This window comes from Bradyrhizobium liaoningense (assembly GCF_018130825.1).
Taxonomy (GTDB): domain Bacteria; phylum Pseudomonadota; class Alphaproteobacteria; order Rhizobiales; family Xanthobacteraceae; genus Bradyrhizobium; species Bradyrhizobium liaoningense_B.
Genome location: NZ_JAFCJS010000007.1, coordinates 248,377 through 261,259 on the forward strand (window position 1 = coordinate 248,377; position 12,883 = coordinate 261,259).

Below are 12,883 nucleotides of genomic sequence, written 5' to 3' on the forward strand. Positions count from 1 at the left end.
GAGGCTCAGCCTATCAGCTCTTAGTTCGTCAGTCGCCGCGACAGCCCAGTGACGCGCTCCATCACCGCGACCAGCGCGACGGTGGCGATGATCAGCACGCCCGACAGCGCAGCGATGGTGACATCCAGCTTGCCTTCGAGATCCTGCCACATCCGGATCGGCAGCATGTCGGTGGCGGCATCGCGCAGGAACAGCGACACCGGCACGTTGTCGAAGGACGACATGAAGGCGATGAAGGCGCCGGCGATGATGCCGGGCCGGATCAGCGGCAGCACGATGCGTCGGAATGTGTAGAGGCGGCTCGCGCCGAGCACGGCCGAGCTTTCGAGCAGGGTCGGCTCGAGCTGGGCGAGCGCTGCGACCGTGTTGCGCACGACATAGGGTACGCAGACCACGGTGTGGCCGATCACCAGCGTCAGCGGCGATACCGGCAGGCCCACTAGCGAGAACAGCATCAGGGCAGCCAGACCGAAGGCCAGGGCCGGCAGCACCAGTGGCGACATGAAGAGGGAATCGAGCAGCCGCGCCGAAAGCGTCCGCGACCTGGAGATCGCGAGCGCCGCGGCGACGCCGAGGGTGACGGACAGGCCGGTCGCCCACAGCGCCACGATCAGGCTGTTCTTGGCCGCGAAATGCAGCTGCCAGGCATTCCAGAGCTCGGCGTACCAGCGCAGCGAATAGCCCGGCGGCGGGAAGCGCAGCGAGAAGCCGCTGGTGAAGGAGACGATGAGAACCACGAGCGACGGCGCGATGATGATGACAAGCGCGATCACCGCGATCACGGTCATCACGAGCTCGAAGCTGATGGCTTCAAGAGTGCGCTTGCGGCCGCTCATCATGCGCCTCCATAGCCGCGCGACATGCGGCCGAGCGTGGTGAAGACCGAGACGACCGCGAGCACGGCGAGCAGGAAGATGATCGAGATCGCGGCCGCAAACGGCCAGTTCTGCAAGGTCGAGGCCTGCTGGTAGAGATACATCGGCATGAACAGCATCTGCCCGCCGCCGACCAGCGACTGGGTGATGAAGGCGGTGATGGCGGCGGCATAGGTCAGCGTGCAGCCGGCAATGACGCCGGGCAGCGACAGCGGCAGCACGATCCGGAAGAAGGTGCGCCAGCTTCCGGCGCCGAGCGAGCAGGAGGCATCGTCGAGATTGGGATCGATGCGGCCGAGCGCGGTGATCAGCGGCAGCGTCATCAAGGGCATCTGCACCTGCGCCAGCGCGATCACCACGCCGAACTGGGTGTAGAGCAGTTTTAAGGGCGTATCGATGATGCCAAGGGATTGCAGCGTCGCGTTGATGATGCCTTGGCGCCCCAGGATGACAATCCAGGCGAAGGTGCGCACCACGACGCTGGTCAGAAGCGGCAGCAGCACGATCAGGATAATGATGGTCTGGAGCTTCGGTCCGACCCGCTGGTAGAGCCAGGCGATGGGAAAGCCGAGCACGAGGCACACCGCCGTCACCTCGGCGCCCAGCAGCAGCGTTGAGCCGAGCACGCCCAGGCTGAAGGGATCGGTGAGGAAGTGCAGGTACTGGCCGAGCCCCCAATGGAGCCCGGCCGTGTCGTTGTGCAGCGAGAGCCAGAGCAGTTGCAGCAGCGGCGCGACGAAGAAGAGCAGGAAGAACAGCGCCAGCGGCGCTGCCAATCCCATTCCGTAGGACGTGACGTCCCGTGATGCCGGTGCTGCGCCCATGATCTAGATCTTGATCTCGCGGTTGAAGCGCTCGATCCAGGCCGAGCGCTGCTCGTTGATCTTCTTCCAGTCCTGGAACACGAACTTCTTCTTCAGCTCGGCCGTGTCCTTGGCCAGCACGCGCGCGATCTCGCCGCCCATCGTCACCTTGGAATTGGTCGGCACGATCAGGTAGGGCGGGTTCATCAGCGTGGTCTGCACCTCCGGCGTCAGCGCCGCCTCGATCAGCTTGAAGGCGAGCTCGCGGTTGGGCGAGTTCTTGACGATGTGGATCGTGGTCTTGAAGGCGATGGCGCCTTCCTTCGGCGCCACGAACTCGACCGGCACGCCGCGGGCTTTGAGGATCTGGATGGCGTTGAAATTGCCGGGCGAGATGTCGATCTGGCCCTGCTGGAACAGGGTCGCGAGCGCGCCGGGATTGGCGGCGACGGCGGCGAGATTGGGTTTGAGCTCCTCCAGCGCCTTGAAGCCGGGATCGACATTGGCCTCCGAGCCGCCGCGCATCTTGGCGATCTCGACCAGCCAGCCGGTGCCGAGCGTCGAGTTGAGGTTGGTGATGCCGACGCGGCCCTTGAACTCGGGCTTCCAGAGATCGGCCCACGAGGTCGGCGGCGTCTTGACGGCTTCGGGATTGTAGGTGAGGCCGACGACCTGGAAGAACGGGGCGGGGCCCATCGGCTCCTGCGCTTCAGTGATCAGGTCCTTGTAATAGGCGCTCTTCTCGACCGGATAAGGCTCGACCAGATCCTGGCCGATGGCGACGAGGGCGGGGCCGGGATCGTGCAGCATGACGTCGATCGGCGGATTGGCCTTGGCGGCGTTGACCTTCGCGATCTGGTCGACCGAGAGCATGGGATCGAGCACCATCGCGGCGTCCGCATTGGCTTTCCGGAACGCCGGCACCAGCACGGCCTTGTGCGCTTCCTCCCAGCTTCCGGTGAAGGTCGCAAACACCAGCGGGCGGGCCTGGGCGTAGCTCAGGCGCGGAAACGCCTTCATGGCCCCGAGTGTGAGCGCCGTGGTTAGCAGGCTTCTGCGGTTCATGATCATGTCGAACTCCCCTCTGGACTGGATCTAAAGCGTTGCGGGAAAGGCGTTGGCGAGCGATGGCGCGAGCGGCGCAAGGCGCACGGCGGCGCCATTCTCCAGCGTGCGCGTCTCGCCGATGCGTGCCTGCGAGACCTTGACGCCGGAGCCGTCGGCGGTGGTGACCTCGTGCACGACGGTGGCGCCCAGCGGCAACGACATGCCGACGACGCCGGCAAAGCCGGTCTCGTCGCCGACGAATTGCAGATGCTCGGGGCGGATGCAGACGGTGACGCGGCCGCCTTCGCTGAGCGTACCGCCCGCAGGCCGCGCGATGATCTCCGCGCCGGCATCGAGCCGCACCTTCGCCGCCGTGCGGTCCGCCGAGACCACGACGCCCGGCATGCGGTTGGTGGAGCCGACGAAAGTGTTGACGAACAGCGTCTGCGGGCGGTCGTAGACGTCCGACGGCGAGCCGAACTGCTCGAGCTTGCCGTGGCTCAGCACGGCGACACGATCGGCCATCGACAGTGCTTCTTCCTGGTCGTGCGTCACGATCAGCGTGGTGATGCCGGACACGCGTTGCAGCCGCTTGACCTCGATCTGCATGTCGAGCCGCAGATTCTTGTCGAGCGCGGCGAAGGGCTCGTCGAGCAGCAGGATCGACGGCTTGATCGCGAGCGCGCGGGCGAGCGCAACGCGCTGCTGCTGGCCGCCGGAGAGCTGCCGCGGCAGCCGCTCGGCCATGGTCGGGAGCTGCACCAGCTCCAGCAGCCGCTGCGCCTCGCGCTGGCGCGCGGCCTTGTCGACGCCGCGGGCGGCGAGGCCGTAGGCGACGTTCTCGCTGATCGACAGGTGCGGAAACAGCGCGTAGTTCTGGAACACGATGCCGACCGCGCGCTTGTTTGGCGGCAGTGCATCGACGATGTCGTCGCCGATGATGATCCGCCCTTGCGTCTGCGCGATGAAGCCGGCGATGATGCGCAGGAGCGTGGTCTTGCCGCAGCCGGACGGGCCGAGCAGGGCGATGATCTCGCCGCCCTTGATGTCGAGATTGATGTTCTCGACCGCGAGCGCGCCACTTGGATACCGGTGGGTGACCGCGTCGACGACGAGCGATCGACCGCCTTGCGTTTCAGCCATGGTATTGCCTCCCGTTGCCCCAAAGGAGAAAGCAAGTCTCGTGCCCGCGCCTGTCGCTTTTCGGCGAGCGTTTTGGCATGGTGACCCCATGACATCCGACCGATCGATATGCGCCCTCACGGCCACAGGGCTTGCACGCGCCATTGCGAGGGGCGAAGTGTCCTCGCGCGAGGCCGTTGAGGCGCATCTTGCGCGGATTGCGAGCCTCGACACCCGATTGGCGGCATTCGTGACGGTCGATGCGGACGGCGCCCGCCGCGCCGCGCAGATCTGCGATGCGGCACCGGCGCCGATCGGTCCGCTGCATGGCGTGCCCATCGCGATCAAGGACCTCACCGACACTGCGGGACTTGCGACGACTTATGGATCCGTGCTGTTCCGTGATCACGTTCCGGCCGAGGACGATCTCGTCGTGGCGCGGCTGCGGCGCGCCGGCGCGATCATTTTGGGCAAGACCAACACACCGGAGTTCGGCTTCGGTGCGGTCTGTACCAACAGATTGCGCGGGCCGACGCGCAATCCGTTCGATCCCGCGCTGACCTCCGGGGGATCGTCCGGCGGCTCCGCCGTCGCGGTCGCGGCCGGCATGGTGCCGCTGGCGCACGGCACCGATTTCGGCGGCTCGGTACGCACGCCCGCCAGCTTCTGCGACGTCGCCTCGATCCGGCCGACACCAGGCCGCATCCCGTCGCCGCGCCGGCCGCTCGGCTGGGACATGCTCGCGACCCACGGTTTCCTCGCGCGCAGTGTCGACGATCTCGAATTCGCGCTGTCGGTTTGCGCCGGCAGCGATGCGGATGATCCACTCTCGCTCGGCGGCGCCGGTGATGATCGACCCATCGCCGATCGTCCCCGGATTGCTGTCACGCCCGATTTCGGCGTCGCCACGGTTGCGCGCGAGGTTCGTGGGCGCTTCGGTGCGGCTTGCGAGGCGCTCGCGCGCGTTGCCGATGTCGTGCCGTCCTCGCCCGATTGCGGCGGAGCGGTCGAAACCTTCCGCACGCTGCGCGCCGCGCACATCGCGAGCAGCTATGGCGAGTTGCTGAGGACGCGCCGCGCCGAGCTCACGCCGACGGTGATCTGGAATATCGAGGCCGGCGCAAACCTGTCCGCGGAGGACTATTTGAACGCCGAACGGCGCCGCACCGCGATCTACCGCAGCTTTCGCGAGCTGTTCAGCCGCACCGATTTCCTGGTCGCACCGGCCGCGTCCGTCTTTCCCTGGCCGAATGAGATCAGTGACGTCACCGCCATCGATGGGACGGCGATGGAAACGCCGATCGATTATCTCGCCGTCACCTTCATCGTGTCGCTGGTTGGTTTCCCGGTCCTGACTTTGCCGGTGCCGCGAGGGGAGAAGGAGCTGCCCTTCGGTATCCAGATCGTCGCGCCGCCGGGATGCGAATCCCGCTTGTTTGCCTTCGGCCGTATCCTCGAGAACGAACTGGGTTTTTCGCATCGCCGGCCGCCGCTCTGATCAGCTGTCGCGATGCTCGAGCCGGGCGGCAAGCGCGTCGGCAAGGCCGATGGTCGGTTTCGCAGCGGGCCGGCGGAACGTGCCCGCCGTTGCCTTGCGCAGGCGCAGCGCATGAAGCGCTTCGGCCTGCTTCACCGAGGCGATGACCTGATCGACCACGGGGACGGGGATCCGGTCGGCGACGCGCTCGGCGAGGCCCGAGAGCGGGGCGCCCGCAAAGATCAGCACATCGGCCTCGTCCTCGACGATGGCGCGCTGGGCGAGCTCGACCAGCACATCCTCCTTCTCGGTGCCGACCTCGGAGATCGCCTGAAACGGCGTATCGAGCATGCGGATGCCGGCGCAGCGCTCCCACAGTCCGTGGGCGCGGACGCATTCCTCGTACCAGGGACCCAGCGCCTGGGCAAAAGTGACGATGGCAAAGCGGCGCCCGGCCATGCACGCCGTCAGCATCGCCGCTTCCGCCATGCCGACCACGGGAATGTCGAACGTTTCGCGCGCGGCGAACAGGCCGGGATCACCGAACGCCGCGATGATCGCGGCGTCGACCTTCTGATGCTGCTCGGCCAGCATCTCCAGAGCGATGGCGCCGCCGATCTGCGCCTCCGTGCGCGTCGCGATATAGGGCACGCCACGGGTCGCGGTGCAGGGGATCAGCTCGGTGCCCGATGAGGCCGCGCGCTGCCCGACGCCCAGCATCAGCTGCGTGACGGCGGTGCTGGTGTTGGGGTTGAGCAGCAGCAGCTTCATGACTATGCCGCCGTCCGCTTGGCTTCTGAGGCGGCGAGCACTTCGAGCAGCGCCGTGCCGGTCCGCGCGACATGGGCGCCGAGCAGGCGGCCGGCCGCTTCGCCGTTGCGTGCCTCCAGCGCGGCCAGGATATCGGCGTGCTCGTCGACCGAATTGCTCCAGCGCCTGTCGGCGCCGAGCGCGAGATAACGTGCGCGTTCGGCGCGGGAGATCAGTGTCTCGTGCGCCTCGCGCAGCGGCGTGTTGCGCGCCATGCGGACGATGGTGTTGTGGATCTCGCCGTTGAGGGCGAAATAGTCGTCGAGCTTGCCGTTGCGGTGATGACCTTCCATGCGGGTCTGGAGCGTGCGCAAGCGCGCGAGGTCGCGCTCGGTGGCGCGCACTGCGGCAAGCTCAGCGGCGAGCCGCTCGATGCCGGCGAGGGCCTCGAACAATTCCGAGATGCCGTCGACCGCGATATCGGCAATGCGCGGGCTGCGGTTGGGGCGAAGCTCGATCAATCCTTCGGCGGCGAGCACCTTCATCGCCTCGCGCAAGGGGGTGCGCGACACACCGAGCTCCTTCGACAGTCTGGTTTCCTGGGTCTGCGATCCCGGCGGCAGCTCGCCGCGGATGATCATCGTCCGCATCCGCGCGGCGGCGCGCTCATGCAGGCCCATCCGCTTGAGTTTGGGCGACTTTCGTCCCTTCGGCGCTTCCGGTTTTGGCTGCACGCGTGCCTCGCTTCTCGGGTTGATCTTAGCCGTTTCCGGCCCTTTGGCTTGCCCAAAATATCGACGTATCTCGCTGAAAACAATGGCATAGAGCGCAAATTGTATGCAGCATGCAAAAACCGGATTGCGCCGCGGCGAAGGGCGGCGGATGATCGTTTCCGACGCGCGAGATCCCGCGCCTTCGAAACGGAGTAAGCGATGCGGACGAGTTTGCGACTGGGCCTCGTGGTGATGGCGGCAGTGCTTGGCGGAAGCGATCTCGCCTCGGCGCAAGTCGCGAAGATCAAGCTCGGCTACGCCAAATGCGCGCACTGCCTGCCGATGTCGCTGATCCCGGGCATGGCGAAGGGTGTCGAGGTCGAGGCCACCGGCTTCAACTCGGGCAATGACGTGCTCACCGCGCTGGTGTCGAAGAGCATCGACATCGCGCAGGTGACCTATCTCCACTACATCACCGCGCTCGACAAAGGTTTTGACGTCGTCGCCGTCTCGGGCCAGATCAACGGCGGCTCGGAATGTCTGTCGTCCGCGAAGCTGAGCCTGCCCCCTGAGGACTGGGCCACCTTCAAGACGACCGTTGCGAAGGCGAAGAGCGACGGCCAGCCGCTGAAGCTCGCGGCGTCCCGCGGCAATGCGCAGGACATCCACATGCGCGGCGCGTTCCTCAAGCAGGGCGTCGATCCCAACAAGGACATCCAGTTCATCAACATTCCCAATCCGTCCGACCATCTCGCAGCGCTCCAGCGCGGCGAGGTCGACATGATCTGCTCGGTCGAGCCGTTCGCCTCGCAGATTCGCCTCGCCGGCGCCGGCAAGCATTTTGTGCTGCCGTATGAGCAGGCTGCCGGAAATCTCACGAATCTGATCGTCACCCGTTCCGACGTGATCGCGAGCCAGCGCGCCGGCGTCCAGGGCGTCGTCAGCGCCGTGGTCGAGCTCGACAACAAGCTGATCGCCGACAAGGCGCCGTGGATCGACGTCATCAACAAGCTCACCGGCCTCGACAAGAATGTGGCGACCGAGGCGCTGAAGAATGCCTCGCCCGATCCCGCGATCCATCGCTCGCAGACGCTGGCGATCGCGGCGATGATGCGCGACCTCAAATACATCTCGAAGGACGTCTCCGCGGACGCGGAGAAGAACATGGACTATTCGTTCCTGGAGCAGGCCACGGGAAAGGCTAGGAATGACCTCGGTTACTGACGTCTCGCCCGCAAGACCGGCGTTTCGGCTGACGCGGGCGTTCCAGGGACTCGAACGCCTCGTCGTGCCCGCGCTGCTGATCGCGGGCTGGGAGGCCTTTGCCCGCAGCGGCATGCTGCCGCCCGCGCTGCTGCCGGCACCGAGCGCGGTGCTGCATGCGCTCGGCGACTGGGTGTTCGGCTTCGACGAGACCACGCAGACCTATTCCGGGCACTGGCTGCGCGACGCGCTCGCCAGCGCGCTGCGCGTGTTCGGCGGCTTTGCGCTGGCCAGCCTGCTCGGCATCCTCGCCGGGGTCGCCATCGGCTGGTCGCGGCTGTTCGAGAAGACGCTGGAGCCGACGCTGCAGATGCTGCGTCCGATTCCGCCGGTGTCCTGGATTCCGCTCGCGATCATCTGGTTCGGCATCGCCGACAAGCCGGCGATCTTCCTCGTCTTCCTCGGCGCCTTTTTTCCCGTGCTGATGAACAGCATCCATGGCGTCAAGACGGTGGACCATAATCTCGTGCGCGCCGGCGCGATGATGGGCGCCAATGGCCGGCAGATGCTGACCGATATCGTGCTGCCGGCGGCTTTGCCTTCCATCTTCGCCGGCCTGCGCATCGCGGTCGGCTCGGCCTGGATGCTGACTGTCACGGCCGAGATGGTCGCGGTGAAGAGCGGCCTCGGCTACGTCTTGTGGGATTCCTACTACTTCCTGCGCTACGACATCGTGCTCGCCGCGATGATCTCGATCGGGCTGCTCGGCTATCTCTCCGACCTTGGCCTCAAGGCGATCATGGCGCGCACGCTGCGCTGGCAGCAGACGACCACCGTGCAGGGCAGGGCGGGCTGATGGCGGCAATCGAGCTTCGCAACATCGTCAAAGTGTTTTCCGACAAGCGGCGCGGCCGTGACCTCTTGACGCTGGACAACATCAATCTCGACATCGAGGCCAATGATTTCGTCTGCCTGCTCGGCCCGTCCGGCTGCGGCAAGTCGACTCTGCTGAACATCATCGCCGGATTCGAGCAGGCAACAAGCGGCCGTACGCTGGTGGACGGCAAGCAGGTGGAGCGGCCGGGCTCGGATCGCGGAGTGGTGTTTCAGCAGCCGACCCTGATGCCGTGGCTGACGGCGATCGACAACATCGCCTTCCACCTCAAGCTCAAGGGCGTCGCCAAGGCCGAACGCTACGACAGGGCGATGGAGTTCATCGATCTCGTCGGCCTGCGCGGCTTCGAGCATCACCACCCTTCAGAGATGTCCGGCGGCATGAACCAGCGCGTCGGCATCGCCCGCGCCCTGCTAATGAACCCGAGCGTGATCCTGATGGACGAGCCGTTCGCGGCGCTGGACGCCCAGACCAAGCTCGAAATGCAGGAGGAGCTGGTCGCGATCTGGCAGAAGCGCCGCTCCACCATCGTGTTCGTCACCCACAGCGTCGACGAGGCGCTGGTGCTCGGCAACAAGATCGTGGTGATGACCAGGCGGCCGGGCCGGATCCGCGAGGCCGTCAATTTCGACCTGCCGCGCCCGCGCGACATCACCAGCCCCGAATTCAACGACGCCAAGCGCCACATCCTGGCTTTGATCCGGGAGGAGTCGACGCGCCTTGCGCAGGCGTCGTAAGGTATCGCCATGCGCAAACGCCTCGGCATGATCACGCCGTCCTCCAATTCGGTGCTCGAGCCCGTCACCAGCACGATGCTGCACGACGTTTCTGGCGTCACCGCGCATTTCTCGCGCTTCCGCGTCACCGAGATCGCGCTCGACGCCGCCGCGTTGAGCCAGTTCGATGCCTCCGCGATGCTGCCCGCGGCGGATCTGCTGGCCGATGCCAAGGTCGATGCGATCGCCTGGAATGGCACCTCCGCAAGCTGGCTCGGCATCGGCCGCGACCGCAGCTTGTGCGAGGCGATCACGGCACGCACCGGTGTGCCCGCGACGACGTCGACGCTCGCCTCTATCGACGCAGCCCGCGCGCTCGGCGCCAAGCGCGTCGGCCTGGTCTCGCCCTATACGGACGACGTGCAGCGGCGCATCGGCAATGTCTGGGCCGAGGAGGGGATCGCCCCGCACGCAGAGCGGCATCTCGGCTTGCGCGACAACTTTTCCTTTGGCGAGGTCGCGCCGGCGACGATCGCGGACATGATCCGCGCCGTGGCGGCGGAGGGCGCCGACGCCATCGTCATCCTCTGCACCAATCTCGACGGCGCGGCGCTTGCGGCCACGCTGGAGCGGGAGCTGGACATTGCCGTGCTCGACTCGGTCGCGGTGACGCTGTGGCGGACCCTCGGCCTCGCCGGCGGCGACGTTACGGCCCTTGCGGACTGGGGCCGAATATTCCAGACATCAGCGGTCATCAAGTGACGGAGACGCAAGTGACCCAGCTCGATCTCGCCATTCGCGGCGGCACCATCGTGACGGCCAGCGACGAGTTTCGCGCCGATATCGGCATTCGCGACGGCCGCATCGTCAGCATTGCCGAGCGCATCGAAGGCGCGGCGCGCGAGATCGACGCGACGGGGCTGCTGGCGCTGCCGGGCGGCATCGACAGCCACGTTCACATCTCGCAAGCCTCGGGCCCCGACGTGGTCATGGCCGACGACTTTGCCTCGGCGACGCGCTCGGCGGCGGCCGGCGGCAACACCATGGTGCTGCCCTTTGCGCTGCAGGAAAAGGGCACCTCGCTGCGGACCTGCGTCGAGAACTATCGCAAGCTCGCGGAGGGCGAATGCTATATCGACACCGCGTTCCACCTCATCATCTCCGACCCGACCGCGGCCGTGCTCGGGCAGGAGCTGCCGGCGCTGGTCAAGGACGGCTACACCTCGTTCAAGGTGTTCATGACCTATGACGACCTCGTGCTCAGCGACAAGCAGCTGCTCGAAGTGTTCGAGGTCGCGCGCCGCGAGGAGGCGCTGGTGATGGTCCATTGCGAGGGCTACGACGCCATCCGCTTCCTCACCAGCAAGCTGGAGCGCGAAGGCCATATTGCGCCCTATTATCACGGCACCTCGCGGCCCCAGGCGGTCGAGCGCGAGGCGACGCATCGGGCCATCAGCCATGCCGAGGTGATCGGCGTTCCCATCATGATCGTGCACGTCTCCGGACGCGAGGCGATGGAGCAGGTGCGCTGGGCCCAGCAGCGTGGCCTGCCGGTGCATGCGGAGACCTGTCCGCAATACATCACGCTGACGGCCGACGACATGAAGGGCCTCAACATAGACATCACGGGCGCGAAATATGTCTGCTCGCCGCCGCCGCGCGATGTCGAAAGCCAGCAGGCGATCTGGGAAGGCATCACGACAGGCGTGTTCCAGACCTTCTCGTCCGATCACTGCCCGTTCCGCTATGACGATCCCAAGGGCAAGTTGACGCCGAACGCCCGCACCTCGTTCCGCTGGGTGCCGAACGGCATTCCCGGTGTCGAGACGCGGCTGCCGATCCTGTTCTCGGAAGGTGTTTCGAAGGGCCGCATTACTTTGCAGAAATTCGTCGAGCTGACCGCGACCAACCACGCCCGCATCTACGGCCTCTATCCGCGCAAGGGCTCGATCGGTGTCGGCTTTGATGCGGACATTGTGCTGTGGGACCCGAAGCTGAAGAAAAAGATCCAGCAGGCCGATCTGCACCACGGTGCGGACTACACGCCGTGGGAAGGTTTTGACGTCACCGGATGGCCCGTCACGACCATCGCCCGCGGCCGCGTCGTCTACGAGCACGGCAGGATCGTCGGCGACAAGGGCGCAGGCGAGGTGCTGAGCCGCGGCAAGTCCAGCCTGGTGTGATCGGTCACATCGGCTCGATGCCGATCTTCTTGATGATCCCGGCCCATTTGGTGGTCTCGGCGGTCATGTAATTCGTCAGGCCTTTGGGGTCCATCACCAGCGGCTCGGCGCCCTGCTCGACGAAGAGGGCGCGCACCTTCGGATCGCTCACGGCTTCGATCATCGCCTTGTAGAGCTTGTCGATCACGGCCTTGTCGGTATTGGCCGGCGCCAGCATCGCAAGCCAGGCGGCGCTCTCGTAATTTTTTAGGCCGGCCTCGGCCGCGGTCGGCACATCCGGCAGCGCCGTCATGCGCTTGTCGCTGGCCACCGCGAGCGGGCGTGCATCGCCGCTCTTGATCAGGCCGAGGACGTTCGGCAGCAGCTGGAAGCCGAGCGGCACTTGCCCTGCGATGAAGTCCGGCGTGTAGGCGGCGATGTTGCGGTAGGGAACGTGCGTGAGCTCGGTGCCCGTGAGCTGCTCGAAATAGGCGGCCGACAAATGCTGCGACGAGCCGACGCCGACCGTGCCGTAGTTCAGCTCGCGGGGATGTCCTTTCGCGTAGTCGATCAGTTCGGCCAGCGATTTCGGCGGCAGCTTCGAATTGATGACGATGACATTGGGCATCGTGGCGAACAGGCCGATCGGGGCGAGATCCCTGAGCGGATCGTAAGGCAGCTCCTTGTAGAGCGACTTGTTCGCGGCCAGCGGGCCGGAGGTGCTCATCAGCAAGGTGTAACCGTCAGGGGCCGCATGCGCTGCGGCCGCGGTGCCGATATTGCCGCCGGCGCCGGGGCGATTGTCGACCACGAAGGCCTGTCCCAGTGACGGGGACATGCGGTTGAGCAGGATGCGCGTGATGACGTCGCTGGCACTGCCGCCGGCAAAGGGCACGAGCACCTGGACCGGGCGGGCGGGATAGTCCTGTGCGTTCGCGGTCCGCATTCCGGCGGCTGCGAGCAGGGCGCCGCCTCCGAGCGCGAGCAGCGATCTGCGATCGGGACGAAAGCCCTCGTTCTGCTGCTGAACGCTGTCCGTGATCTTGCTGCGATCGAACCGTGTCATCTCGGACTGAATCTCCCGATTGTCTCTTGTTCTGCGAGCCGTGGGATCGTCCGG

General features: G+C 66.1%; 13 protein-coding genes. 6 read left to right on the plus strand and 7 right to left on the minus strand.

Translation table 11 applies throughout. From position 1 onward, the window contains the following. Positions 1–20: 20 nt before the first annotated feature. From JQ603_RS28665 to JQ603_RS28680, 4 genes are read right to left on the minus strand one after another with little or no spacing between them, the layout of a single operon-like run. On the minus strand, positions 21–836 hold the full coding sequence (locus tag JQ603_RS28665; RefSeq protein ID WP_212344288.1) for an ABC transporter permease: 816 nt from the start codon (positions 834–836) through the stop codon (positions 21–23). Further along, complete coding sequence (locus tag JQ603_RS28670; RefSeq protein ID WP_212344292.1) at positions 836–1,699, minus strand: ABC transporter permease; 864 nt, start codon at positions 1,697–1,699, stop codon at positions 836–838. The genes JQ603_RS28665 and JQ603_RS28670 overlap by 1 nt, the downstream gene beginning before the upstream one ends. Before the next feature lie 3 nt (positions 1,700–1,702). Beyond that, positions 1,703–2,749 (minus strand): ABC transporter substrate-binding protein, encoded by a 1,047-nt coding sequence (locus JQ603_RS28675; protein WP_212344294.1) that lies wholly within the window; start codon positions 2,747–2,749, stop codon positions 1,703–1,705. A gap of 24 nt (positions 2,750–2,773) precedes the next feature. Continuing rightward, complete coding sequence (locus tag JQ603_RS28680; RefSeq protein ID WP_212344296.1) at positions 2,774–3,868, minus strand: ABC transporter ATP-binding protein; 1,095 nt, start codon at positions 3,866–3,868, stop codon at positions 2,774–2,776. An 88-nt stretch (positions 3,869–3,956) separates the two neighbouring features. Between JQ603_RS28680 and JQ603_RS28685 the strand changes: the two genes are divergently transcribed. Then, the gene (locus JQ603_RS28685; protein ID WP_212344298.1) at positions 3,957–5,345 is read left to right on the plus strand and encodes an amidase; all 1,389 of its coding nucleotides are present in this window, start codon (positions 3,957–3,959) and stop codon (positions 5,343–5,345) included. On the opposite strand, the gene JQ603_RS28690 is transcribed toward JQ603_RS28685, so the two are convergent. Together JQ603_RS28690 and JQ603_RS28695 are read right to left on the minus strand one after the other, a co-directional pair. Then, a complete protein-coding gene (locus tag JQ603_RS28690) occupies positions 5,346–6,095 on the minus strand; it encodes an aspartate/glutamate racemase family protein (RefSeq protein ID WP_212344306.1) in 750 nt (249 codons plus the stop codon). Positions 6,096–6,097: 2 nt separating this feature from the next. Further along, positions 6,098–6,877 (minus strand): GntR family transcriptional regulator, encoded by a 780-nt coding sequence (locus JQ603_RS28695; protein WP_212344658.1) that lies wholly within the window; start codon positions 6,875–6,877, stop codon positions 6,098–6,100. 129 nt (positions 6,878–7,006) lie between these two features. Between JQ603_RS28695 and JQ603_RS28700 the strand changes: the two genes are divergently transcribed. Genes JQ603_RS28700 through hydA form a run of 5 tightly spaced genes read left to right on the plus strand, consistent with a single transcriptional unit; the run spans position 7,007 to position 11,784 of the window. Next, positions 7,007–8,011, plus strand: coding sequence for an ABC transporter substrate-binding protein (locus JQ603_RS28700; protein WP_212344308.1), 1,005 nt, complete (start codon positions 7,007–7,009; stop codon positions 8,009–8,011). Next, positions 7,995–8,846, plus strand: a complete 852-nt coding sequence (locus JQ603_RS28705) for an ABC transporter permease (protein WP_135170818.1) — start codon at positions 7,995–7,997, stop codon at positions 8,844–8,846. Before JQ603_RS28700 ends, JQ603_RS28705 begins: the two co-directional genes overlap by 17 nt. Beyond that, positions 8,846–9,622 carry an ABC transporter ATP-binding protein gene (locus JQ603_RS28710; RefSeq protein WP_212344311.1) on the plus strand — a complete coding sequence of 259 codons (777 nt, stop codon included), beginning with the start codon at positions 8,846–8,848 and terminating at the stop codon, positions 9,620–9,622. The genes JQ603_RS28705 and JQ603_RS28710 overlap by 1 nt, the downstream gene beginning before the upstream one ends. A gap of 9 nt (positions 9,623–9,631) precedes the next feature. Next, complete coding sequence (locus tag JQ603_RS28715) at positions 9,632–10,363, plus strand: maleate cis-trans isomerase family protein (RefSeq protein ID WP_212344319.1); 732 nt, start codon at positions 9,632–9,634, stop codon at positions 10,361–10,363. Positions 10,364–10,374: 11 nt separating this feature from the next. After that, positions 10,375–11,784 (plus strand): dihydropyrimidinase, encoded by a 1,410-nt coding sequence (gene hydA, locus JQ603_RS28720; protein WP_212344321.1) that lies wholly within the window; start codon positions 10,375–10,377, stop codon positions 11,782–11,784. A 4-nt stretch (positions 11,785–11,788) separates the two neighbouring features. On the opposite strand, the gene JQ603_RS28725 is transcribed toward hydA, so the two are convergent. Next, entirely contained in the window at positions 11,789–12,829 is a 1,041-nt protein-coding gene (locus tag JQ603_RS28725) for a Bug family tripartite tricarboxylate transporter substrate binding protein (protein WP_212344324.1), read from the minus strand. Positions 12,830–12,883: the final 54 nt, after the last annotated feature.